This window comes from Blautia acetigignens, from assembly GCF_025566865.1.
In the GTDB taxonomy this organism is placed as follows: Bacteria; Bacillota; Clostridia; order Lachnospirales; family Lachnospiraceae; genus Blautia_A; species Blautia_A acetigignens.
On record NZ_JAOQJM010000012.1, the window covers coordinates 46,254 to 71,457 of the forward strand.

Here is a 25,204-nt window from a genome sequence, read left to right on the forward strand (position 1 = left end):
CGGATAAGGAGGGCTTATGGATCAGACAGTAAGGCTTACGATAAACGGAGAAATAAAGGAGTTTCCTGTTGGAATTTCCTATAAAGAAGTAATAAAAGATTATGAGAAAACTACAGATGCCCCTGTTATTCTGGTAATCGCAGGAGGCAAGATCCGGGAGCTTCACAAAAAGGCGAACCGGGACTGTGAAGTGAAGCTGATCACAACCAGGGACAGCATTGGAAACAAAACCTACAAGCGTACCGCCTGCCTGGTGCTTCTAAAAGCCATCTATGATCTTGCAGGCAAGGAAAAGATAGAGAAAGTGGTGCTTCACTATTCTGTTGGAAGCGGCTTTTATTTTACCATGGAAGGAAAACAGGAGCTGGATCAGGCATTTCTTGACCAGGTGAAGACAAGAATGACAGAGCTGGTAAAGGCACAGATTCCGGTGAAAAAGCGAAGCGTAAATACCGATGAAGCCATCGCTCTTTTCCACCATCACGGCATGTATGACAAAGAGAAGCTGTTTCGCTACCGCAGGGTTTCCAGGGTAAATATTTACAGCATAGAGAACTTCGAGGATTATTTCTATGGGGCAATGGCCTATGATACAGGCTATGTGCCATATTTTGACCTGCGGCTTTATGATGAGGGATTTGTGCTTATGCTTCCCGATGCGAAAGCACCTGATGAGATCCCGGAATTTTTGCCCCAGGATAAAATCTTTCAGGTTCAGAAGGAATCGGAGGAGTGGGGGAAGAAGCTGGATATTTCCACAGTTGGGGAGCTGAATGACCAGATTACCAGCCAGGGAATCCAGAAAATCCTTCTTATGCAGGAGGCAATTCAGGAGTCTCAGATTTCCAGAATCGCGGAGCAGATCGCCCAGGCTGGAAATAAGAAGTTTGTAATGATTGCAGGCCCATCTTCTTCTGGCAAGACTACCTTTTCACACAGGCTGTCTATACAGCTGGCGGCTCACGGACTGAAGCCTCATCCTATTGCAGTGGACAATTATTTCGTGAACCGGGAGCATACCCCTCTTGATGAATTCGGGGAAAAGGATTATGAATGCCTGGAAGCCATTGATGTAGAGCAGTTTAACAAAGACATGCTGGCACTCCTTAAAGGGGAGCGCGTGGAGCTTCCGGTGTTTAATTTCAAGACAGGACAGAGGGAATATAAAGGGGATTTCCTTCAGCTTGGAAAAGAAGATATCCTGGTAATTGAGGGAATCCATGGGCTGAATGACAGGTTAAGCTATGCGCTTCCGAAGGAGAGCAAGTTTAAGATTTATATCAGCGCCCTGACCCAGTTGAATATTGACGAGCACAACCGGATTCCGACTACAGACGGCAGGCTGATCCGCAGGATTGTGCGGGATGCAAGAACAAGAGGTACTTCTGCCAAGGAGACCATTGCAAGGTGGCCTTCTGTGAGACGAGGAGAAGAGAAAAACATTTTCCCGTATCAGGAAGAGGCGGATGTAATGTTTAATTCTGCCCTGATTTATGAGCTGGCGTGCCTGAAAGTGTATGCGGAGCCGCTGCTCTTTGGAATTGCCAAGGAGGATCCGGAGTATCTGGAGGCCAACAGGCTTCTGAAATTCTTCGATTACTTTGTTCCGGTGCCAAGCGAGGAAGTGCCGAATAATTCCCTGCTTCGGGAATTTATTGGAGGAAGCTGCTTCAATACCTGATCGGTCACGGTTCAATATTTTAAAATTTAGGCTTTACAGAGCAAAGGAATAATGTTAGAATAGCAGTTGCGCAAGCAAGCCAGGTGATCGCGGCTGGACAGACGAAAGGGTTCAGACGAGGAAAGTCCGGGCTTCACAGGGCAGGATGCCGGATAACGTCCGGTGGAGGTGACTCCCAGACCAGTGCAACAGAAATAAACCGCCATGGCTTCCATGGTAAGGGTGGAAAGGCAGTGTAAGAGACTACCGCCGTCCTGGTAACAGGCCGGGCACATGTAAACTCCATTCGAAGCAAGACCGAGAAGAAAGCGATACGGCTGCCCGTCGTGCTTTCAGGTGGGTCGCTTGAGCCTTCTGGCAACGGAAGGCCTAGACAGATGATCACTCAACGACATAACCCGGCTTATCGGTTTGCTTGTGCAGCAAAAAAGAAATTCTGAGAAGATTTTGTGTATGCAGAGTCTTCTCATTTTTTTATTCCGTTTGCTGTCAGAAAATAAAAAAGTTCTCGCAGAAGCACTTTCATACTTCTACGGGAACTTTGTTAGTATTGTTATTAAATTGCGCAAATATAATCAAAAATTACTTATTTCTGTGACCTCTGTATTTCTCTTCGCAATATTTGCATCTGTAAACTTCGTTCTCCTCATCGGCAAGAACAAATACCTGGTCAAGGCCCTGCTCGATGGAAGTGATGCAGCGCGGGTTCTTGCATTTGATCACGTTGACAACCTGCTTCGGAAGACGAAGGTCTTTCTTCTCAACAATCTGCTCGTCCTTGATGATGTTTACGGTGATGTTGTGATCGATGAAGCCAAGGATGTCAAGATCCAGGTCTTCGATCGGGCATTCTACTTTGATAATGTCCTTTTTGCCCATCTTATTGCTGCGGGCGTTCTTGATGATCGCAACGGTACAGTCAAGCTTGTCCAGCTTCAGATCATGATAAATAGTCATGGCCTTTCCAGCTTTGATATGGTCTAATACGTAACCTTCACGAAGTGCTCCAACATTTAACATGGCAGTTCCACCTCCAATAATGTAAGAATCAGGGCCATACGTACATATACGCCGTACTGAGCCTGTTTGAAATATGCAGCTCTCGGATCATTGTCCACTTCAACGGCAATCTCGTTGACACGTGGAAGCGGATGAAGAATGTACATATCGTCTTTTGCAAGGGAAAGCTTCTGTTTGTCCAGTATGTAGAAGTCTTTCATGCGAACGTAATCCTCTTCGTTGAAGAAACGCTCCTTCTGAACACGGGTCATGTAAAGGATATCAAGATCCGGGATGGCATCCTCAAGACGCTCTTCCTCTACGAACTCGATGTTGTTTTTCTTCAGCACGTCCTCACGGATGTAGCTTGGGATGCGAAGCTCTTCCGGTGAGATCAGCACGAATTTTACATTCGGGTAGCGTACCAGCGCCTCGATCAGGGAGTGAACGGTACGGCCGAATTTCAGATCTCCGCACAGACCGATGGTAAGGTTGTCAAGACGGCCTTTTAAAGAACGGATAGTAAGTAAGTCTGTAAGAGTCTGAGTGGGATGCTGATGACCGCCGTCTCCGGCGTTGATAACAGGAATATTGGAAACCATAGAAGCTACTAACGGAGCACCCTCCTTCGGATGACGCATAGCACAGATATCTGCGTAACAGGAAACGACACGAATGGTATCGGAAACAGTTTCGCCTTTGGCTGCGGAACTGGAATCTGCGGATGAGAAACCAAGAACCTTGCCGCCAAGGTTCATCATAGCAGCTTCAAAACTGAGACGGGTACGGGTACTTGGCTCATAGAAAAGAGTGGCAAGACGTTTGTCGTCGCAGGTATGGGCGTATTTTTTGGGGTTTTTCTCAATATCGCTGGCAAGGTCCAGAAGCTTCTCAAGTTCCGGAACACTTAAGTCCAGCGGACTCATTAAGTGTCTCATGATCTACCTCCATTTGTAATCATTATTTTATAGTTCAAAATCTCTTCGACCTATCATATACTACTTGGGATGATTTTTCAAGAAGATTTTGTAAGTATTTTTTCAAAAAATAATCCGGTGAGAAACCACACGGGAAGATAGTCCAGACGGATGATTCCCCGGTACTGGTGAGGAGCACCGGAATAGTCCCAGGGGCACATGTGAAAAGCCTGCAAAATAGAGCCGCTGGTAAATTCCCCGAAGTAAAAACCGGCAGTATACAGGCATCCGCGAAGAAAAATGGGAAGATTTTTGATCCTGCGGTAAGCAGGGATGATCAGCGCCGCACAGCCGTAAATGGGGAACATAAGAAGGGATGTGGTGCCTTTCATGGCAGCATCTCCCCGAAGCAGGGAATGAAGTCCCGTCCAAAGTATTTCCAGACACCATCCGGTGAATCCGCAGAAGAGAAATGGATGTTTGTTCATTGGTAAGCCTCCCTCGTAAAAAGTTAAAATTAACATTCCCATTCTTGCCAATTTTATACGGTAAGGGTATAATGAAGGAAATATGCGAGGCGTAGCATCGGATATTTCCGCTACGCAAACGGAGCGAAGCGGAGTTCGCGGTTCCCGAAAAGCGAGGCGTAGCATCGGATATTTCCGCTACGCAAACGGAGCGAAGCGGAGTTCGCGGTTCCCGAAAAGCGAGGCGCAGCATCGCATATTTCCGACAGGAGGACTTTTTTATGAACTATCAGGAGTGCCGGGCATATATTGACGATTCGGCGAAATACGGTTCCGTACTGGGACTTGACAACATGCGGGAAATGTTAGGCAGACTGGGAAATCCTCAGGATGATGTTCCCTTTGTGCATGTAGCCGGAACAAATGGCAAAGGCTCGGTAATCGCATATTTATATACCACCCTTACAAGGGCAGGCTACCGCGTGGGCAGATACATATCCCCCACCTTATATTCCTACAGGGAACGTCTGGAGGTGGCAGGGGAGCGGATCTCCAGAGAGAAATTCGCCGGGCATGTTGCCAGGATCTCCCAGGTCATCACCCAGATGACAGACGCAGGCCTGAACCATCCCACCCCATTTGAAATCGAGACAGCGGCAGCATTTTTATATTTTAAAGAAGAAAATTGTGATCTTGTCCTTCTTGAGACAGGCATGGGCGGCAATCTGGATGCCACCAATATTATAAAAAACACCAAGCTTGCCGTACTGGTTTCCATCAGTATGGACCACATGTCATTTCTTGGAAATACCCTGGAAGAAATTGCACAGAAAAAAGCCGGCATTATCAAGCCAGGCTGCAGGACGGTAACCACCAGACAGGAGTCGGAAGCTATAAAGGTCATTACGAAAACCTGTGAGCAGCTGGGCGTTTCCTGTACAATAGCAGACCCGGACGAGGCAGTTCTGGGGCAGGAGAGCGTGTTCGGGCAGAGCTTTACTTATGAGGGACAAAAATTTGACATTTCCCTTGCGGGAGTTTACCAGAAGGAGAACGCGGTGCTGGCTCTTAAGGCACTTGAAATTCTGGAGGAGCTGGGATGGCATACTACCATGGAACAGCGAAAGGATGGACTTTCCCATACAAGCTGGAAGGGAAGATTTACAGTGATCTGCCGGAAGCCTTTGTTTATTGTGGATGGTGCCCACAATGCCGGGGCAGCGGATAAGATGGAAGAATCCATCCGCCATTACTTCAATGGGAAAAAGCTGATCTACATTATGGGCGTTTTTGCAGACAAGGAGTACCGCACCGTTCTTGAGAAAACCGCTCATTTTGCAGAAAAAATCTACACCATAGAGACACCGGACAATCCCCGTGCACTGCCGGCGGAAGAACTGGCAAAAGCAGCAAGGGAATTCAATCCCGGCGCAGAGAGCACGAAGAGCATTGCAGACGCAGTGGAGAAGGCATTTGCTTATGCGGGGGATGATGAGAACAGCGTGATTCTGGCTTTTGGTTCCCTGTCCTTTATCGGGGATCTGACAAGAGCGGTAGAAGAGAGAATTTCATAAGAAACTGCCGTGTGCGTGCGGCGTATTACAACAGAAATTGAGAGGACACAACATGACAGATTTGCAGGAATGCAGACGGAAAATAGATGAGATCGACAACCAGATGGTAGAGCTTTTTGAGAAGCGGATGAAGGTCTGCGAGGAAGTGGCAGAGTACAAAATCCACACAGGAAAGAAAGTGCTGGATCCGGAAAGAGAGTATGCCAAATTAGAAGAAATTCGGAAAAAAGCCCACGGAGAGTTCAATGAGCTTGGCGCTCAGGAGCTTTTTCAGCAGATCATGGCCATCAGCCGGAAGCGTCAGTACCAGCTTCTTACTGAGCATGGTCCTAAGGAAGAGGAAGATTTTCAAATGGTAGAGGAGCTTCCCAGAAACAATGTGACCGTGGTTTTCCAGGGGGTAGAGGGGGCTTACAGTTATGGTGCTATGCGGGCTTATTTTGAGGAAGATATTAAGAGCTATCACGTGAAGCTGTTCCGGGATGCAATGGAAGAGGTGGCAGCCGGAAGGGCAGATTACGCGGTTCTTCCCATTGAGAACTCCACTGCTGGAATTGTAGCAGATATTTATGATCTTTTAACCGAATATAACCTGTTTATCGTTGGGGAGCAGGTACTGAAGGTAGAACATGTACTTCTTGGATTGCCGGAAGCAGAGCTTTCTGATATTTCCTGCGTTTACTCTCATCCTCAGGGACTGGCACAGTGCAAGGAATATCTGGAGGAGCACAGAAGCTGGAAACAGACGGCTGTGAGCAACACCGCTGCTGCGGCGAAGAAGGTCAGCGAAGAAAAAGACAGAACCCACGCAGCCATTGCAAGCAGGGATGCGGGAGAATTTTATAATCTGAAGGTACTGGCAGAGAACATCTGCAAAAATGACAGCAACGTAACCAGATTTATTATCCTGGCGAAAAAGCCTGTGTACGAGAACAACAGCTCCAAGATCAGCGTCTGCTTTGAGGCACGCCATGAAAGCGGAACCCTTTATAATGTGCTTTCCCACATGATCTACAACGGGCTGAACATGACCAAGATCGAGTCCCGCCCCATCCCCGGCAAAACCTGGGAATACCGGTTCTTCGTGGATTTCGAGGGAAATCTTCGGGACAGTGCTGTGAAAAACGCACTGCGGGGAATGGAAGCAGAGACAAGTTATTTGAAGATTCTTGGAAATTATTAGGGAAAAAGATACAGAGAATTTAAGAAGATTTTATCTGTTTTTAATATAACAAAAGTAAAATAGAAAAACGGCTGCAGAGGAAGGCTCTTTTTGAAGTGACAGATCGAGCCGTATCTGCACCATGAAATTGAGAGGAAACAAAAATGGCAAGAACACAGGAATGTATCCTTTACCGTGATTTTGAAAACGGTGAGATACTGGACACAATGACATCACTGATGAACAGCTATGAGGCAAAAGAAGAAGGCTTTGAAAACCGGAAGGAAGAATTTTTCCATATGGCAGGAAGCCTGGTGGAGATGGCTGGAATGTACGGATTTTCCGGGAATCTGTGGCACAATTACCTGACACAGCTTCTGGTAAACCACGAAAACGCATTCAGCACCGCTTCTGAGATCAGAGGCGCGGTGAAGGGCAGCATCAACCATCTGGCTATGCATGACTTTGAGATTTTCAAGGAACTTTACGATTATGATCTTGCTGTTTTTGACAAAGCTTTTGGAACAGACTGCACCGATTTTCTCTGCAATTATGTGAATACAGGATGCAACAGTAAGGTGTATAACCAGAGAATCTGCGACCGCATCTGTGACACGAGTAAACGTCTGGCAGAGGCTTCCACTGTGGAAGAATTTATGGCAGATATGGTGCAGTTTTATAAGGATTTCGGGGTTGGAAAGCTGGGCCTTAACAAGGCATTCCGCATTGAGCATGGCAAAGACGGGAAGCCGGTGATCGCGCCTATTACCAGAATCGCGCATGTGAACCTGGACGATCTGGTTGGCTACGAGATTCCCAAGCAGAAGCTGATCGAGAATACAGAAGCCTTTGTAAGAGGAAGAAAAGCCAACAACTGTCTGCTTTTCGGCGATGCGGGAACCGGTAAATCATCCAGTATTAAGGGAATTCTGAACCGCTACTATGACGAGGGACTTCGTATTATCGAGGTGTATAAGCATCAGTTCCAGGATCTGAATGATGTGATCGCCCAGATCAAGAACCGCAACTACAAATTTATTCTTTACATGGATGATCTTTCCTTTGAGGAATTTGAAATCGAATATAAATATCTGAAGGCTGTGATCGAGGGTGGCCTGGAGAAAAAGCCGGACAACATTCTGATCTATGCAACCAGCAACCGGCGTCATCTTGTGCGCGAGAAATCCGGAGACAAGCTTGAGGTAGCAGATGATGAAGATCTGCATTCCTCCGATACCGTACAGGAGAAGCTTTCCCTGGTTTACCGCTTTGGCGTGCGCATCTATTTCGGGGCGCCAAACAAGAAGGAATTCCAGAACATTGTTACGACTTTGGCAGAGCGTTACGGAGTCACGATGCCGACAGAGGAGCTTCTTATGAAAGCCAATGCCTGGGAACTTTCCCATGGCGGCCTGACGGGAAGAACCGCACAGCAGTTTATCGATCATATACTTGGTACCAGCGAAGAACAGTAATCCATATGTCAGACAAAGGCTGGCGGGGGAGTCGTGACCGGCAGCCAAGAAATAACCCTTGCAGGAGGAAATAAGGTATGGCAGTAACCACATTTGCGGCAATTGATATCAGTTCATACGAGATCAGTATGAAGATTTTTGAGTTTTCCAGGAAGGGCGGGTTCCGGACCGTTGACGATATCCGGTACCGCCTGAATCTTGGCGTGGGAGTATATTCTGGCGGAACCATGGAAGTAGACAAGGTAGATACCATCTGCGAAGTGTTAGGAGATTTTAAGCGGATCATGGCGGAGTACGGGGTAAAAGAATACCGCGCCTGCACCACCAGCGTTTTCCGGGAAATGAAAAATCCCATCATCATCATCGAGCAGATCTACAGAAGAACCGGAATCCACGTAGAGGTTTTAAGCAATGCGGAACAGCATTTCCTTGGCTACAAATCTATTGCAGCCATCGAAAACGGCTTCAAGAAAATGATCCAGAAAGGAACTGCCATCCTGGATGTAGGCGGAGGAAACCTGCAGATTTCCCTGTTTGACAAGGATGCCCTTGTGACTACCCAGAGCCTGAAAATGGGAAGCGTGCGTATCCGCCAGAGACTGAAAGAGCTGGAGAAAACCAACACCAACTACGCACAGCTGGTGGAAGAATTTATCCGCAACGACCTGACCGGATTCAAGCGGCTTTATCTGAAGGACCGGGACATTAAGAACGTGATTCTGATGGGAGATTTCCTTACCGAGACTCTTTTCAAAGAGGAACGGCAGGACAACATTATCACAAAGGCGGAGTTTTTAAACCGCTATGAAAAGACGGTTTACAAAACTGAGGAGGCACTGGCGGAGGAGATGGACATTGATCCGGAATATGCGGCTCTGATCGTGCCTACCATGGTCATCTGCAAGGACTTTATTGACCTGTTCAATGCAGAAGCCCTTTGGATGCCCGGTGTTTCCCTTCTGGACGGAATCGCCTATGATTTTGGGGAAAAGAAGAATTTCATCAAGAGTGTGCACAATTTTGAAAATGATATTCTGGTGGCAGCGCATAACATTGCAAAGCGCTATTCCACCGGAAAAGATCATATCAAAGGAACTACAGAACTGGCGCTGGCTATTTTTGACAGCATGAAGAAGGTACATGGAATGGGCGACCGGGAGCGGCTGCTTCTGCAGATTGCCGTACAGCTTCATGACTGCGGAAAATACATCAGCATGGGAGATGTGGCGGAGTGCTCCTATCGGATCATTATGGCAACAGAAATCATCGGACTATCCACAGAGGAGCGGCAGATCATTGCAAATGCAGTGCGCTACAACACAACGGAATTTGTTTACTACCAGGAGATTGCAGGGGAGATCGGAATGGACCGCTCTGTTTACCTGCTGATCGCCAAGCTGACTGCCATCCTTCGCATTGCCAATGCCATGGACCGCAGCCATTACCAGAAGGTCAAGAATATGAAAGCTGTGCTGAAGGACAGAACACTGCTTCTTACGGTTGATTCTGAGCAGGATATTTCCCTTGAGCTTGGACTTCTGATGGATAAAGTTGAATTTTTTGAAGAAGTATTTGGTATCCGCCTGGTATTCAGGCGGAAGAGAAAAGTGTGAGGAGGGGCACCATGGATCTGAAAAATTTTGAAAAACCGGAATATTTTGTGAACAGGGAGTTAAGCTGGCTGAAGTTTGACGACCGTGTTCTCTCAGAAGCAAGAGATAAAAGCCTGCCTTTGTTTGAAAGGCTGAAATTCACCAGTATTGTGTCTTCCAATCTGGATGAGTTTTATATGGTCCGTGTAGCGTCTTTGAAGGATCAGGTGCATGCAGGCTACGCCAAAACAGACATTGCAGGCATGAGCCCGAAGGAGCAGTTAAAGGAGATCAGCGCACAGACCCATGAGCTGGTGCGTTCCCAGTACAGCACCCTGAACCGTTCCCTTCTGCCTGCTCTTGAGAAGGTAGGGCTTCACCTTGTGATGGAGCATGAGAAACTGAATGAGGAGCAGCAGGCGTATGTGGACCGTTATTTTGAGGATAATGTGTATCCGGTGCTTACCCCTATGGCAATGGATTCTTCCAGACCGTTTCCGCTGATCCGAAATAAGACTTTGAACATCGGAGCTCTGATTTCCAAAAAGGATAAGAAAAAAGGCAAGGAGGTTCTGGTGTTTGCCACCGTTCAGGTACCTTCTGTGCTGCCCCGTGTGATCGTGATTCCTTCTGCAAAGAAAGAGGATACTACCGTGATCCTTCTGGAGGAAATCATTGAGCGGAATATTGACAAGCTTTTCCTGGGTTATGATGTAGTCTGCGCGCATCCTTACCGTATTATGCGAAATGCGGACCTTTCCATTGACGAGGACGGAGCTGAGGATCTTCTGGTGGAGATCCAGAAGCAGTTGAAAAAGCGCCAGTGGGGCGAGGTGATCCGCCTGGAAGTGGAGGATAAGATCGATTCCAGACTTCTTGGCATTCTGAAAAAGGAATTTGACATTAAGGAAGAGGATATTTTCTACATCAACGGGCCTCTGGATCTGACTATGCTGATGAAGGTGTACGGCCAGGATGGCTTCGACCAGTATAAAGAGCCGAAATATACCCCTGCTGTAGTTCCTGCATTTGCGGATGCCGGCAAGGACATTTTCCAGGTGATCCGGGAGGGAGATGTGTTCCTTCACCATCCATACATGAGCTTTGATCCGGTTGTAAATTTCGTGCGCCAGGCTGCCAAGGATCCGGATGTTCTGGCCATCAAGCAGACTCTGTACCGTGTCAGCGGCAATTCCCCTATTATTGCGGCTCTTGCACAGGCAGCAGAGAACGGCAAGCAGGTTTCTGTTCTGGTGGAACTGAAGGCCCGTTTTGATGAGGAGCACAACATTGTGTGGGCAAAAATGCTGGAAAAAGCAGGCTGCCATGTTATTTACGGTCTGGTTGGCCTGAAGACCCACAGCAAGATTACCCTGGTAGTGCGCCGTGAGGATACGGGAATCCGCCGTTATGTGCATCTTGCAACCGGTAACTACAATGATTCTACAGCCAAGCTGTATACAGACTGCGGTATTTTCACCTGCGATGAGCGGTTCGGGGAAGACGCAACTGCTGTATTCAACATGCTTTCCGGATATTCTGAGCCGAAGAGCTGGAACCGTCTGATCGTGGCGCCGATCTGGATGAAGGACCGTTTCCTGAAAATGATCGAAAGAGAAGCGGAGCATGCCAAGAAGGGAATGCCTGCCCTGATCGTGGCGAAGATGAACTCCCTTTGTGATCCCAAGATCATTGCGGCACTGTATCATGCATCCTCCTGCGGCGTGCAGATCTATCTTCTGATCCGTGGAATCTGCTGTTTGCGAGTGGGAATTCCAGGAGTCAGCGAGAACATTCACGTGCGCTCCATTGTAGGAAATTTCCTGGAACACAGCCGTATTTTCTACTTCAAAAACGGCGAGAGTGATGAGATTTACATGGGAAGTGCAGACTGGATGCCCCGTAACCTGGACCGTCGTGTGGAGATTGTTTTCCCGGTTGAGGACGAGCGGATCAAGGACGAGATCAAGCATGTTCTGGATCTGGAGTTCAGGGATAATGTGAAGGCTCATATTCTGCAGCCAGATGGAACTTATGAGAAGACAGACAGACGCGGAAAGGTGCAGATCAATTCCCAGATGGAATTTTGCAGGGAGGCCACAGAAAAAGCACGTGCCCTGAAGAAAAAGGAGAAGCATGAGAACTCCAGAGTGTTTATTCCGGCAGAGCCTGCAGAGGATATTGAGGAGTAAAAAATAGGTGGCTGCCGCGGAAAAATGAGCGGCAGCTAAGAATGTGAAACAGGGAGCAACGGTGAAGTGCGGGGATGATTTTTCAAACACGCTCTAATGACGGTTGTTCCCTTGTTTTGTTTCTAGGAAAATATTCGCAGAGCAAGAAACTGTCCGATGGAGCGTAAGTACGGCGTCCGCATATCTTTTTATACAACAAAAAAACTTCCGAATCACTTCGGAAGTTCCTAGCAGCCAGTACGAGAATCGAACTCGTGTTTTCGCCGTGAGAGGGCGACGTCTTAACCCCTTGACCAACTGGCCATGTAAGCAGTTTGCTTAACATCTGTATTCAATTTGTAGGAAAATGGAGCAGCCAGTACGAGAATCGAACTCGTGTTTTCGCCGTGAGAGGGCGACGTCTTAACCCCTTGACCAACTGGCCATGTAAGCGGTTTGCTTAACATCTGTATCAATTTGTCGGAAAATAAAGCAGCCAGTACGAGAATCGAACTCGTGTTTTCGCCGTGAGAGGGCGACGTCTTAACCCCTTGACCAACTGGCCTTGTCAACCGACTTGCATAGTATAGCCTACTTTCCGGAAGAATGCAAGTACTTTTTTCAAATTTTTTTAAATTTTTTCAAAAACTACGAAAAAACCCGGGAAACATGCGGGTTTCCGGGCACAAAAATTTTTCAAAAATTTCTTTCAAAAGACAAAAAAGCACTGTGGGCGGCCTGGAAAATTTTCTGCTTGCAAAATTACCATAAAGTGGGGTATTATATAGAACGAATGTTTGAACATAAGATAAGACCAGAAGAAGCGGACAGTTGTGTCCGCTTTTCATAACCATTGAAATGATGATGATATCAGGGGCCAAAGGTCTTTTGTCCCTAATTTGAAATCTATGCTGTCAAAGCAAAGAAAGGAAATAACACCATGGCAAAGAAAGACACTTACGACGCGGGGAGTATTTCCGTCCTGGAAGGACTGGAGGCTGTCCGGAAACGTCCGGGAATGTACATCGGAAGTGTATCCCGGAAGGGTCTGAACCATCTGATTTATGAGATTGTGGACAATGCGGTAGATGAGCATCTGGCTGGTTACTGCTCCAATATAGAAGTAACCCTGGAGAAGGACGGCTCCTGTACCGTAAAGGATAACGGACGAGGAATCCCTGTTGATATGCATGCAAAAGGCGTATCCGCAGAGCGTCTTGTATTTACCACGCTTCACGCTGGAGGCAAATTCGACAATTCTGCATACAAGACAAGCGGCGGTCTTCACGGCGTTGGATCTTCTGTTGTAAACGCCCTGTCTACCTATCTTGACATTAAGATCAGCCGTGACGGCTATGTGCATCACGACCACTATGAGAGAGGCGTTCCGACCATCGAGCTGGAGGAGGGACTTCTCCCCAAGCTTTCCAGAACCAGACAGACCGGAACCTGCGTCAATTTCCTTCCGGACCCGGAGATTTTTGAGAAAACAAGATTTTCCTCCACAGAGGTAAAAAGCCGTCTTCATGAGACTGCTTACCTGAACCCGGAGCTGACCATCCATTTTATGGATCTTCGCGGGAACACGCCGGAGGACATTACTTATCATGAGCCGGATGGAATCGTAGGCTATATTAAAGATCTGAACCATAATTCAGAAGCTCTTCACGAGCCAGTGTACCTGAAAGGGGAAGCGGACGGAATCCAGGTGGAAGCTGCATTTCAGTACACCAATGAATTCCGTGAGAATGTACTGGGCTTTTGCAACAATATTTACAATGCAGAGGGCGGCACCCATCTTACTGGATTTAAGACAACCTTTACCACCGTTATGAACAGCTACGCCCGTGAGATCGGCGTCCTGAAGGAAAAAGATGCCAACTTTACAGGTGCGGATATCCGTAACGGGATGACTGCCGTAGTTTCCATCAAGCACCCGGAACCCCGCTTTGAGGGACAGACCAAGACCAAGCTTGACAACCAGGACGCTGCCCGTGCAACAGGAAAAGTGATGTCAGAGCAGCTGGTGCTTTATTTCGACCGTAATCTGGAAACCCTTAAGACCATTTTGTCCTGCGCAGAGAAGGCTGCCAAGATCCGCAAAACAGAGGAGCGTGCCAAGACCAATCTTCTCACCAAGCAGAAATATTCTTTCGACTCCAACGGCAAGCTGGCCAACTGTGAGAAAAAGGATCCTTCCCTTTGCGAGATTTTCATTGTAGAGGGAGATTCCGCAGGCGGCTCCGCCAAAACAGCCAGAGACCGTAACTACCAGGCCATTCTTCCCATTAGGGGAAAAATCCTGAATGTTGAGAAGGCAACCATTGACAAGGTGCTGGCCAATGCGGAGATCAAGACCATGATCAATGCCTTTGGATGCGGATTTTCCGAAGGATACGGAAATGACTTTGATATCACCAAGCTTCGCTATGACAAGATCGTGATCATGGCAGATGCGGACGTGGACGGTGCCCATATTTCCACCCTTCTTCTGACTTTGTTCTACCGGTTTATGCCGGAGCTGATCTATGAGGGACATGTCTATATTGCTATGCCGCCTCTTTACAAGGTTATGCCAAAGAAGGGCGCGGAGGAGTACCTGTACGATGACAAGGCGCTGGAAAAATACCGCCGCAGCCACAAGCCGGGAAGCTTTACCCTTCAGAGATACAAAGGTCTTGGAGAGATGGATGCCCAGCAGCTCTGGGAGACCACACTGAACCCAGAGACCAGAAGAATGAAGCGTGTGGAAATTGAGGATGCCCGTATGGCATCCAGCGTTACAGAGATTCTTATGGGAAGCGATGTACCGCCGCGAAAAGCATTTATTTATGAGCATGCCACAGACGCAGAACTGGATATATAAAGAAGCGCACGCCTGGGAGGCCCAAAATGCCTGCAGGCTGCATCAGAGAGGAATATAAGCGATGGAAACAAAACAGGAAAATGTAATTGCCACGGACTATGCGGACGTGATGCAGAAATCCTATATTGATTATGCCATGAGCGTTATCATTTCCAGGGCACTTCCGGATGTGCGGGACGGCCTGAAGCCGGTACAGAGAAGAACCCTGTATGATATGTATGAGCTTGGAATCCGTTATGACCGACCCTACCGTAAATGCGCCCGTATTGTGGGAGATACCATGGGTAAATATCATCCACACGGCGACAGCTCTATTTACGAGGCACTGGTGGTGATGGCCCAGGATTTTAAGAAAGGCAAGATCCTGGTAGACGGCCACGGAAACTTCGGCTCTATTGAAGGCGACGGTGCCGCTGCCATGCGATATACAGAAGCAAGGCTGGAGAAGCTGACCCAGGAGGTTTTTTTGACTGATCTGGACAAAAACGTGGTAGACTTTATGCCAAACTTCGATGAGACAGAGAAGGAGCCTGTGGTGCTTCCGGTAAAGGTTCCCAATCTTCTGGTAAACGGAGCAGACGGCATTGCAGTTGGTATGGCAACCAGCATTCCCCCTCACAATCTGGGAGAGGTTGTGGATGCGGTGAAAGCTTACATCAAGAATAATGACATCAGCGTCAAAGGCTTGATGCGTTATCTGAAGGGACCGGATTTCCCAACAGGAGGCCTTGTGGTTAATAAGGACGACCTTCTGAATATTTACGAGACCGGTTCCGGCAAGCTCCGTCTTCGCGGAAAAGTAGAAGTGGAGAAATTAAAGGGCGGCCGCCAGCAGCTGGTGATCACCGAGATCCCTTATACCATGATCGGAGCCAACATTGGAAAATTCTTAAATGATGTGGCATCCCTTGTGGAGACTAAGAAAACTACAGATATTGTGGATATTTCCAACCAGTCCTCCAAAGAGGGAATCCGCATTGTGCTGGAACTGAAAAGGGACGCAGATGTAGAGAACCTTACCAACATGCTCTACAAGAAAACCAGACTTGAGGATACCTTCGGGGTAAACATGCTGGCTGTTGCAAACGGCCGGCCGGAGACATTAAGCCTGAAGCAGATCATCGAGCATCATGTGGATTTTGTGTTTGAGGTAACCACCCGCAAATACAAAACCCTTCTTGGGAAAGAACTGGAGAAAAAAGAGATTCAGGAAGGTCTGATCAAGGCCTGCGATGTGATCGACCTGATCATCGAAATCCTTCGTGGAAGCAAGAACCGGGAGCAGGTAAAGAAATGCCTGGTGGAGGGCATCACAGAGGGAATCAAATTCAAGTCCAAGGCAAGCGAGAAGGCTGCGAAGAATCTGAAATTTACAGAGAACCAGGCAACTGCCATTCTGGAGATGCGTCTGTACCGTCTTATCGGACTGGAGATTGAAGCGCTTCAGGCGGAGTATGATCAGACCATGAAGAACATTGCTTCTTATGAAGATATTCTGAACAACTATGATTCCATGTGCAATGTGATCATCGAGGAACTGGATGGAATCAAAAAAGAGTATGGCACAAAGAGACGCACCGTTATTGAGAACGCAGAGGAAGCTGTATACGAAGAGAAGAAAATGGAAGAGACAGAAGTCTGCTTCCTTATGGACCGCTTCGGCTATATGCGTGTTATTGACAGGAATGCCTATGAGCGCAACAAAGAGGCAGCCCATGCAGAGAACAAATTCGTATTCACCTGCATGAATACAGATAAGATCTGTATTTTCACAGATATGGGTCGGATGCATTCCATTAAGGTTGTGGATATTCCGCTGGTACGCTTCCGGGATAAGGGAACTCCGGTTGATAATCTGAGCAACTATGACAGCACCCAGGAGCAGATCCTTTATGTGGTCCCTGTGGGACAGGTGAAGCTTTCCAGCCTTCTGTTTGTCACAAAGACTTCCATGTGCAAGCTTGTGGCTGGAAGCGAGTTTGATGTTTCCAAGAGAACCATTGCTTCCACAAAGCTTGGGGAAGAGGATGCGCTGATCTTTGTAGGACCTGCAGATGAGATGGAGCAGATCGTTTTCCAGAGCCAGGGCGGCTATTTCCTTCGCATTCTGAAAAACGATGTATCTGCAATGAAGAAAACCTCCGTGGGTGTAAGAGGCATGAAGCTTGCAGAAGGGGATGTGCTGGAGCACGCTTACCTCATCGAGCCCCGCCAGGAATACACCATCACCTATCACGACAAGCCTTACTCTCTGAATAAGGTAAAGCTTGCCAAGCGTGACACCAAGGGCACAAAACCCAGAATTTGAAAATAGCCCTTGCAATTTGGATATAAAGGTGTTAGAATGAAGAAAATCAGAACTTGTTGACAGAGGAGTGGGCGTGAGCCCACTCCTTTTGCTGATAAGGATCGCTGTGCGGCACGAAAAGCGTTACTGGTCAGGAGTGAACAGTAATGTTTGCTGCGGGCTACAGCCACTGACATGGAAAGGCAGGTGGGAAAAATGAGCAGAAAAGAAGAGTACGAACAGAAAGCAGAAGCAATGCTGGCACCCATCGTTGAGAGCAACGGATTCGAGTTGGTCGATGTAGAATATGTGAAGGAAGCAGGAACCTGGTACCTGCGAGGCTACATTGACAAACCCGGCGGAATCACAGTGAATGACTGCGAGACAGTAAGCAGAGCTTTCAGCGACAAGCTGGACGAGGATGATTTCATCGAAGACAGCTACATTATGGAGATCAGCTCTCCGGGACTTGACAGACCGCTGAAGAAAGAAAAGGATTTTGCCAGAAGCATTGGCAAACTGGTAGAAATCAGAACCTACCGGCCAATCGAAAAGCAAAAAGAATTTTGCGGTGAACTAGCAGCATATGATAATAACAGTGTGACCATCGACGAGGAAGGAACTCCCCGCACCTTTGACAAGAAGGACATTGCACTGGTACGTCTGGCAATTGATTTCTAAAAGGACCTGTCGCTTTTGCGGCAGTCTGATGAGCGATTAAACTGGAAAGCAAAAAGGAGGAAATAAGAAAAATGAACAAGGAGTTAATGGGTGCTCTGGATGAACTGGAACGCGACAAAAACATCAGCAAGGAAACTCTGCTGGATGCCATTGAGCAGTCCCTGATCCAGGCATACAAGAATCATTTTGGAAAAGCTGACAATGTACACGTAACCATCAACAGAGAGACCGGTGATTTCAGCGTATTTGCAGACCGTACCGTTGTGGAGTTTGTAGACGATCCTGCAGAAGAGATTTCCCTGGTGGAAGCACAGAAGCAGAACACCAATGCTGAGATCGGCGACATTATTAAGGTTCCGATCCATTCTGACAAATTCGGCCGTATCGCCACACAGAATGCGAAGAACGTTATCCTTCAGAAGATCCGCGAGGAAGAGCGCAAGGTTCTCTTTGACCAGTACCACGGCAATGAGAAAGAGGTTGTAACCGGTATCGTGCAGCGTGTGGTTGGACACAATGTGAGCGTAAACCTTGGAAAAGCAGACGCTATCCTTGGTGAGAACGAGCAGGTAAAGGGTGAGACCTTCAAGCCTACTGAGAGAATCAAAGTGTACATTCTGGAAGTGAAGGATACCCCGAAAGGACCGCGCATCCTGGTATCCAGAACACATCCGGGCCTTGTAAAACGTCTTTTTGAATCCGAAGTAGCAGAGGTAAAGGACGGAACTGTTGAGATCAAGAGCATTGCACGTGAGGCTGGATCCCGTACCAAGCTTGCTGTATGGAGCAACGATCCTGACGTAGATCCGGTTGGAGCATGCGTTGGTGTAAACGGAGCCCGTGTCAGCGCCATCGTAAACGAGCTTCGCGGCGAGAAGATCGACATCATCAACTGGGATGAGAACCCGGCCATTCTCATTGAGAACGCATTAAGCCCGGCGAAGGTAATCGCTGTTATGGCGGATCCGGATGAGAAGACTGCACTGGTTGTAGTACCGGATTACCAGCTTTCCCTTGCAATCGGCAAGGAAGGACAGAATGCCCGCCTTGCAGCCCGCCTGACAGGCTTTAAGATTGATATCAAGAGTGAGACTCAGGCAAGAGAATCCGGCGACTTCTATGATTATGATGAGGAAGATGACGAGTACTACGATGAGGATGAGTACGAGGAAGCCTCCGAAGAAGCAGCTGCAGATGAGGAGGCAGAAGCTCCTGCCCAGGATGAGTCTGAGGTAACTGAGGACGCAGCAGAGAATGAAGACGAAGAATAAGATTCCCATGCGCCAGTGTACTGGCTGCAGAGAAATGAAAAATAAAAAAGAAATGATCAGGGTATTAAAAACCGCTGAGGATGAGATCGTTCTGGATGTTACAGGCAAGAAAAACGGTCGGGGAGCCTACATCTGCTTTTCCCGGGAATGCCTGGAAAAAGCAAGAAAGAACCACGGACTGGAGCGTTCTTTGAAGGCGTCTATTCCGGAAGAGGTTTATGAAAGCCTTGAGAAGGAGTTTGATAGTATTGGAGAACAATAAAGCATTATCCCTGATCGGACTGGCAACGAAGGCGGGGAAAACCGTCAGCGGAGAATTTTCCACCGAGAAATCCGTGAAGACAGGCAAAGGATACCTGGCCATTGTAGCAGGGGATTCTTCCGAGAATACAAAGAAGAAGTTCCGGAATATGTGTACCTACTACGAAGTGCCTTTATACATCCTTTCTGACAAAGAGGCCCTTGGCCATGCCATGGGCAAAGAATTTCGTGCCAGCCTTGCCGTGCAGGATGCCAATTTTGCACAGGCTATCATGAAAGTTCTGGGAAAAGAAGGCAGAGAGTGCTGAAAACCTGACACCAAAGAGGAAAAAGTATTCCCGGGAATGCTTTTAAGAGTTCCTGGTGAATAGTTTGGATTCTGGTGAAAGGGAGGCATGGCAGATGACCATCAAAAGGAGCATGTCTGCACAGGACGAAAGACCATTAAAACGAGTAGATAAGAAAAACAGACCTAAAAAAGAGATAGATACGGGAAAGGAGAAAGGAATAACATTGGAGACTCCTAAGACAGAAGAGCAGAAAGTATCAGTAAAGAAAGAAGGCGACGGTGCAGAGGCACCGAAGAAGAAAAAGAATATTATCCGCGTATACCATGCACAGAATGCAAGTGACGGCGGAAAGAACAGAAAGAAACCGGCAGGAGAGAAGAAGGCCCGTCCACAGGGCGCCCGTCCTGCAGCACAGGCAGGCACACCAGCCAAAGCTGAAGCACCTGCAAAGCCAGTGGCACAGACAAGCGCACCAAAGGCAGAGCAGCCTGTAAAGGCCCAGAGTGCACCAGCTAAGACTGAGGCTCCAAAAGCTGTAGCACAGGCAAGCGCACCAAAGGCAGAGCAGCCTGCAAAGACTCAGAATGCACAGCCGGCCAAAGCGCAGAATGAAGCATCTGCAAAACCGGCAGGCCAGCAGAACAGAAATGAGAATGGATCACGCCAGGGCGGCCAGAATTCTGATAACAGAAACGGCCAGCAGGGCGGACGAGGTTTCCGTCAGGGAGAGAACCGCGACAACAACCGTGACAACCGAGGCGGAAACGGCGGCAGATTCGGTCAGGGAAGATCCCAGGGCGGCCAGGGACAGTTCCGCGGAAACAGAAACGGTGACGGCCAGGGAAGACCTGCAAGACAGGGCGATTCCCAGAACAGAGGCCCGCGTCAGGGTGATGGAAACGGACGTAATTTCCGTCAGGGAGATAATCGTGACAACCGTAATGGAAATGGCGGCAGATTTGGCCAGGGAAGGCCACAGGGCGGCCAGGGACGTTTCGGAGGCAAGGACGAAGGACGCAGTGAGGGACGCTTCGGCGGACAGAACCACCAGGGCGGCCAGCGTTCCGGCGGCGCAAGAAGAAGCGGAGGATCCGATGCCATCTTCACACCGGAGCTGACCAAGACATCCAAGGACAGCAAGCGTGAGCGCGACAGAGAGAATAAGAACAAGAAGAAAGATTTTGATAAGACCTCAGGCGGCGGACACAGACCGAACCAGGGCGGAAGAAATCAGATGTCCAGAATTCCGAAAGCCCTTCAGAAGCCAGCTCCGCAGCCAAAGCAGGAAGAGAAGAAGCCGGAGATCAAGGAGATCACAATTCCGGAGAAGCTTACCATCCGCGAGCTTGCTGAGGCTATGAAGATGCAGCCATCTGCAATCGTGAAGAAGTTGTTTATGGAAGGCCAGATGGTAACTGTAAACCATGAGATCGATTTCGAGCAGGCAGAGGAGATCGCTCTTGGATTTGATATTATTGCAGAGAAAGAGGAGAAGGTAGACGTTATCGAGGAGCTTCTGAAAGAGGAAGAGGAAGATGAGTCCACAATGGTTTCCAGACCGCCTGTAGTCTGCGTTATGGGTCATGTTGACCATGGTAAAACCTCCCTTCTGGATGCAATCCGTAAGACAAATGTAACAAGAGGCGAGGCCGGCGGAATCACACAGCACATCGGTGCTTATGTAGTTGACATCAACGGCCAGAAGATCACCTTCCTTGATACACCTGGACATGAGGCATTTACTGCCATGCGTATGCGTGGAGCAAACTCCACAGATATCGCAGTCCTTGTAGTAGCAGCAGACGATGGTGTCATGCCTCAGACTGTAGAGGCGATCAGCCATGCAAAGGCAGCTGGCGTAGAGATCATCGTTGCCATCAACAAGATCGATAAGCCAAGCGCAAACATCGAGCGTGTAAAACAGGAGCTTTCCGAGTATGAGCTGATTCCGGAAGACTGGGGCGGAACTACCCCGTTCGTACCGGTATCTGCAAAGACTGGTGAGGGAATCGATGACCTTCTTGAGATGATCCTGTTAACTGCAGAGGTTTCCGAGCTGAAAGCCAACCCGAACCGTGCAGCAAGAGGTCTTGTCATTGAGGCTCAGCTGGATAAGGGTAAAGGACCGGTTGCCACCATCCTTGTACAGAAGGGTACCCTTCATGTAGGAGATTTTATTGCAGCAGGCGCATGCAGCGGTAAAGTACGTGCCATGATGGATGATAAGGGACGCCGTGTAAAACAGGCTGGCCCGTCTACTCCGGTAGAGATCCTTGGCCTTGGCGATGTGCCAAACGCAGGTGAGGTTCTCATGTCCTTTGAGAACGATAAAGAAGCAAAGAACTTTGCAGCAGCATTTGTTTCCGAGAACAAGAACCGTCTTCTTGAGGAAACCAAAGGCAAGCTTTCCCTGGATAATCTGTTTGACCAGATCCAGGCAAGCGATCTGAAAGAGCTTCCGATCATTGTCAAAGCCGATGTTCAGGGTTCTGTAGAGGCTGTTAAGCAGAGTCTTGTGAAGCTTTCCAATGAGGAAGTTGTAGTAAGAGTGATCCATGGCGGTGTTGGTGCCATCAATGAGTCCGATGTCAGCCTTGCTGCTACCTCAAATGCCATCATCATCGGATTTAACGTACGTCCGGATACCACAGCGAAGCAGCTTGCTGAGCAGGAGGGCGTAGACCTTCGTCTGTACAAGGTTATCTACCAGGCAATCGAGGATGTGGAAGCTGCCATGAAGGGTATGCTGGATCCGGTATTCGAGGAGAAGGTAATCGGCCATGCAGAGGTTCGTCAGCTGTTCAAGGCTTCCGGTGTCGGAACCATCGCAGGAAGCTATGTGCTTGACGGTACCTTCCAGAGAGGCTGCAAGGTCCGCATCAGCAGAGGAGAGGACCAGATTTACGAAGGCGAGCTGGCTTCCCTTAAGAGATTTAAAGATGATGTCAAGGAAGTTCGTGCGGGATATGAGTGCGGTCTTGTATTCCAGGATTTCAACGACGTAAAAGAAGAAGACAAAGTAGAAGCATATATTATGGTTGAGGTGCCGCGCTAGAGCCTGTTTGAAAAATAAAAATTGGGGGCAATGGGTATTTGCTCCCAATTTTTCATATGCTACGGGCGCACCTGTATAGGAGAGACCAATCATGAGAAAAAACAGTATCAAAAATACCAGGATCAATGCAGAGGTTCAAAAAGAACTGAGCAATATCATCCGCGGTGAGATCAAGGACCCGCGCATCCATCCCATGACATCTGTGATGGCTGTGGAGGTTGCACCGGACCTTAAGACCTGCAAGGCTTTTATCAGCGTGCTTGGCAGTGAGGAATCCAAGAAATCCACCATCAGCGGCCTGAAAAGCGCAGAAGGCTACATCCGCCGTCAGCTTGCAAAGAACCTGAATCTTCGCAACACTCCGGAGATCCGTTTTATCCTGGACGAGTCCATTGAGTACGGCGTAAATATGTCCAAGCTGATCGATGATGTGATTGAGCATGATCACTTAAGAAGCGGCGAGGAAGAAGCAGCAGACGCAAACGAGGAATAGTTCAGCAGAAGAGTGTGAAACTACAGTGTGCATGATTTTTGTGCATCGTGAAACGGCGGCCAGCGGTCAAGTGGCTGGCCGCCGCGATGAGAATAATGAGGTGAAGGAATGGAAAGAATCGAAGAAATCCTGGATGGTGTGAAGACTATGGGAATCGGCGGACATGTGCGCCCGGACGGCGACTGCGTAGGTTCCTGCATGGCACTTTATCTGTATATCAAAAAGTGGTATCCGAAGATTCACGCAGACATTTATCTGGAGAAGCCAAAGCCGGTATTCGGACATATTGCCTGCATGGATGAAGTGAAATATGAGGCAGGGGAAGAGAAGGAATATGATCTTTTTGTAACCTGCGACGTAAGTGCACTGGACCGTCTGGCTGTGGCAAGGGAGCATTTTGCCCATGCGAAAAAGACAGTCTGCATTGACCATCATATCAGCAATCCGGGCTTTGCAGATACCAATCATGTAAAGGGCGAGATCAGCTCCGCAAGTGAGGTACTGTACAGCCTTCTGGACAAAGAGAAGATCGACCTGGACATTGCAACTGCCATCTATACGGGAATGATCCACGACACAGGCGTGTTCCAGTATTCTTCCACATCCCCGGACACCATGCGCATTGCAGGTGACCTGATGGCAAAAGGTGTGGATTTCTCCAACATTATCGACCAGTCCTTTTACCAGAAGAGCTATATCCAGAACCAGGTTATGGGACGTGTGCTGGCAGAGAGCATTATGCTTCTGGACGGCAAATGCATTGTGGGCTACATGAAAATGCGTGATATGGAGTTCTACGGCGTACAGCCTGCTGACCTGGACGGAATCGTAAGCCAGCTTCGCCTGACAAAGGGCGTGGAAGTGGCAATGTTTATCTATGAGCATGCAAGCCAGCTGTTCAAGGTGTCACTTCGTTCCAATGGAAAAGTGGATGTAAGCAAGATCGCATCCTACTTTGGCGGCGGCGGCCATATCAGGGCTGCAGGCTGCGACCTGGCTGGCTCCATGTATGATGTAATCAACAATATTTCAGAACAGATCGAAAAACAGCTTTTAGGACAGGATGAGTAATGGCAGAATTTCAGGGAATTATTGTAATTCATAAAGAAAAAGGCTTCACCTCTCACGACGTGGTTGCCAAGCTTCGGGGAATCCTCCATATGAAGAAGATCGGCCATACAGGCACTCTGGACCCGGATGCAACAGGAGTGCTTCCGGTGGCTCTTGGAAAAGGAACCAAGCTGGTGGATCTTCTTACAGACAAGGAGAAAACCTATGAGGCTGTGCTTCATCTTGGCATCACCACAGACACCCAGGACATGTCGGGGGCAGTCCTGAAGGAAAGGGAGGTGTCTGTCACAGAGGAAGAAGTAAAAGAAGTGCTGAGAAGCTTTGTAGGGGAGCAGATGCAGGTTCCGCCTATGTATTCCGCCCTGAAGGTGGATGGAAAGAAGCTTTATGAGCTGGCAAGAGAAGGCAAAACCGTAGAGAGAAAGGCACGTCCGGTGTGCTTTTATGAGATAGAGCCGCTGGAAATCCATCTTCCCCTGGTGAAAATCCGGGTAACCTGCAGCAAAGGAACCTACATCCGCACCCTGTGCCATGATGTGGGGGAGAAGCTTGGCTGCGGCGGCTGCATGGAAGAGCTGCTCCGCACAAAGGTGGGCAGATTTTCCCTGGAAGAGAGCCACACCCTTTCAGAGGTACAGGCAGCTATGGAAGAAGGAACCATCCAGGATCAGATCTATCCGGTGGAACAGGTTCTGGCGGATTATCCCGCAGTTTATGCGGATTCCTACGGGGACAGGCTTTTGTTAAACGGCAATCCGCTGTCTGAGAATCTGGTAAGTCCCCAGCACAAAGAGGGCTGGGTGCGCATGTATGCCAGTGACAAAACATTTACAGGTATTTTTCAGTGGGATAAGGGGAAAAAGAAATATTATCCGGTAAAGATGTTTTGAC

At 48.4% G+C, this 25,204-nt stretch carries 19 protein-coding genes, 3 tRNA genes and 1 other RNA gene; 17 read left to right on the top strand and 6 right to left on the bottom strand.

Translation table 11 applies throughout. The features are described from left to right. Window positions 1-16 precede the first annotated feature (16 nt). Together OCV70_RS13585 and rnpB are read left to right on the top strand one after the other, a co-directional pair. Window positions 17-1,681, top strand: a complete 1,665-nt coding sequence (locus OCV70_RS13585) for a nucleoside kinase (protein WP_021924991.1) — start codon at window positions 17-19, stop codon at window positions 1,679-1,681. Window positions 1,682-1,752: 71 nt separating this feature from the next. Continuing rightward, an RNA gene (gene rnpB / locus OCV70_RS13590) (RNase P RNA component class A) lies at window positions 1,753-2,103 on the top strand. A 160-nt stretch (window positions 2,104-2,263) separates the two neighbouring features. Here rnpB and OCV70_RS13595 read toward each other — a convergent pair. From OCV70_RS13595 to OCV70_RS13605, 3 genes are all read right to left on the bottom strand, one after another. Beyond that, complete coding sequence (locus tag OCV70_RS13595) at window positions 2,264-2,701, bottom strand: aspartate carbamoyltransferase regulatory subunit (RefSeq protein ID WP_021926459.1); 438 nt, start codon at window positions 2,699-2,701, stop codon at window positions 2,264-2,266. Beyond that, a complete protein-coding gene (gene pyrB / locus OCV70_RS13600) occupies window positions 2,695-3,618 on the bottom strand; it encodes an aspartate carbamoyltransferase (protein WP_117853487.1) in 924 nt (307 codons plus the stop codon). Before pyrB ends, OCV70_RS13595 begins: the two co-directional genes overlap by 7 nt. A gap of 77 nt (window positions 3,619-3,695) precedes the next feature. After that, the gene (locus tag OCV70_RS13605; protein WP_021926461.1) at window positions 3,696-4,085 is read right to left on the bottom strand and encodes a putative ABC transporter permease; all 390 of its coding nucleotides are present in this window, start codon (window positions 4,083-4,085) and stop codon (window positions 3,696-3,698) included. Window positions 4,086-4,345: 260 nt separating this feature from the next. Here OCV70_RS13605 and OCV70_RS13610 point away from each other — a divergent pair, with 260 nt between their 5' ends. The 5 genes from OCV70_RS13610 (at window position 4,346) to OCV70_RS13630 (ending at window position 12,059) form a co-directional block, all read left to right on the top strand. Further along, window positions 4,346-5,638 carry a bifunctional folylpolyglutamate synthase/dihydrofolate synthase gene (locus tag OCV70_RS13610; protein ID WP_173765751.1) on the top strand — a complete coding sequence of 431 codons (1,293 nt, stop codon included), beginning with the start codon at window positions 4,346-4,348 and terminating at the stop codon, window positions 5,636-5,638. 52 nt (window positions 5,639-5,690) lie between these two features. Beyond that, window positions 5,691-6,821, top strand: coding sequence for a prephenate dehydratase (gene pheA / locus OCV70_RS13615; RefSeq protein ID WP_173765753.1), 1,131 nt, complete (start codon window positions 5,691-5,693; stop codon window positions 6,819-6,821). Window positions 6,822-6,964: 143 nt separating this feature from the next. Beyond that, window positions 6,965-8,275: an ATP-binding protein gene (locus OCV70_RS13620; protein WP_173765755.1), complete on the top strand. Its 1,311-nt coding sequence runs from the start codon at window positions 6,965-6,967 to the stop codon at window positions 8,273-8,275. Between the two features lie 77 nt (window positions 8,276-8,352). Then, the gene (locus tag OCV70_RS13625; protein ID WP_021926466.1) at window positions 8,353-9,888 is read left to right on the top strand and encodes a Ppx/GppA phosphatase family protein; all 1,536 of its coding nucleotides are present in this window, start codon (window positions 8,353-8,355) and stop codon (window positions 9,886-9,888) included. Window positions 9,889-9,899: 11 nt separating this feature from the next. Further along, complete coding sequence (locus tag OCV70_RS13630; RefSeq protein WP_173765757.1) at window positions 9,900-12,059, top strand: RNA degradosome polyphosphate kinase; 2,160 nt, start codon at window positions 9,900-9,902, stop codon at window positions 12,057-12,059. Window positions 12,060-12,290: 231 nt separating this feature from the next. Here the strand turns inward: OCV70_RS13630 and OCV70_RS13635 are convergent. From OCV70_RS13635 to OCV70_RS13645, 3 genes are all read right to left on the bottom strand, one after another. Continuing rightward, window positions 12,291-12,362 (bottom strand) — tRNA-Glu (locus OCV70_RS13635). 49 nt (window positions 12,363-12,411) lie between these two features. Next, window positions 12,412-12,483 (bottom strand) — tRNA-Glu (locus tag OCV70_RS13640). A gap of 48 nt (window positions 12,484-12,531) precedes the next feature. Continuing rightward, a tRNA-Glu gene (locus tag OCV70_RS13645) sits at window positions 12,532-12,603 on the bottom strand. Between the two features lie 375 nt (window positions 12,604-12,978). On the opposite strand from OCV70_RS13645, the gene OCV70_RS13650 reads away from it, so the two are divergent. The 10 genes from OCV70_RS13650 (at window position 12,979) to truB (ending at window position 25,203) form a co-directional block, all read left to right on the top strand. Further along, on the top strand, window positions 12,979-14,904 hold the full coding sequence (locus OCV70_RS13650; protein WP_173765759.1) for a DNA gyrase/topoisomerase IV subunit B: 1,926 nt from the start codon (window positions 12,979-12,981) through the stop codon (window positions 14,902-14,904). A gap of 61 nt (window positions 14,905-14,965) precedes the next feature. Further along, window positions 14,966-17,212: a DNA gyrase/topoisomerase IV subunit A gene (locus OCV70_RS13655; protein WP_262579778.1), complete on the top strand. Its 2,247-nt coding sequence runs from the start codon at window positions 14,966-14,968 to the stop codon at window positions 17,210-17,212. Window positions 17,213-17,407: 195 nt separating this feature from the next. Continuing rightward, on the top strand, window positions 17,408-17,872 hold the full coding sequence (locus tag OCV70_RS13660) for a ribosome maturation factor RimP (RefSeq protein WP_021926470.1): 465 nt from the start codon (window positions 17,408-17,410) through the stop codon (window positions 17,870-17,872). Window positions 17,873-17,943: 71 nt separating this feature from the next. Continuing rightward, entirely contained in the window at window positions 17,944-19,143 is a 1,200-nt protein-coding gene (nusA, locus tag OCV70_RS13665; protein ID WP_021926471.1) for a transcription termination factor NusA, read from the top strand. Next, on the top strand, window positions 19,127-19,405 hold the full coding sequence (gene rnpM / locus OCV70_RS13670) for an RNase P modulator RnpM (RefSeq protein WP_021926472.1): 279 nt from the start codon (window positions 19,127-19,129) through the stop codon (window positions 19,403-19,405). Before nusA ends, rnpM begins: the two co-directional genes overlap by 17 nt. After that, window positions 19,392-19,712 (top strand): L7Ae/L30e/S12e/Gadd45 family ribosomal protein, encoded by a 321-nt coding sequence (locus OCV70_RS13675; protein ID WP_021926473.1) that lies wholly within the window; start codon window positions 19,392-19,394, stop codon window positions 19,710-19,712. The genes rnpM and OCV70_RS13675 overlap by 14 nt, the downstream gene beginning before the upstream one ends. Before the next feature lie 94 nt (window positions 19,713-19,806). Further along, on the top strand, window positions 19,807-22,749 hold the full coding sequence (infB, locus tag OCV70_RS13680) for a translation initiation factor IF-2 (RefSeq protein WP_117853478.1): 2,943 nt from the start codon (window positions 19,807-19,809) through the stop codon (window positions 22,747-22,749). A 91-nt stretch (window positions 22,750-22,840) separates the two neighbouring features. Then, window positions 22,841-23,242, top strand: a complete 402-nt coding sequence (gene rbfA, locus OCV70_RS13685) for a 30S ribosome-binding factor RbfA (RefSeq protein ID WP_021925744.1) — start codon at window positions 22,841-22,843, stop codon at window positions 23,240-23,242. 108 nt (window positions 23,243-23,350) lie between these two features. Beyond that, window positions 23,351-24,313: a DHH family phosphoesterase gene (locus OCV70_RS13690; protein ID WP_021925745.1), complete on the top strand. Its 963-nt coding sequence runs from the start codon at window positions 23,351-23,353 to the stop codon at window positions 24,311-24,313. Beyond that, window positions 24,313-25,203 carry a tRNA pseudouridine(55) synthase TruB gene (truB, locus tag OCV70_RS13695; RefSeq protein WP_021925746.1) on the top strand — a complete coding sequence of 297 codons (891 nt, stop codon included), beginning with the start codon at window positions 24,313-24,315 and terminating at the stop codon, window positions 25,201-25,203. The genes OCV70_RS13690 and truB overlap by 1 nt, the downstream gene beginning before the upstream one ends. The last annotated feature ends 1 nt before the right edge of the window (window position 25,204 follow it).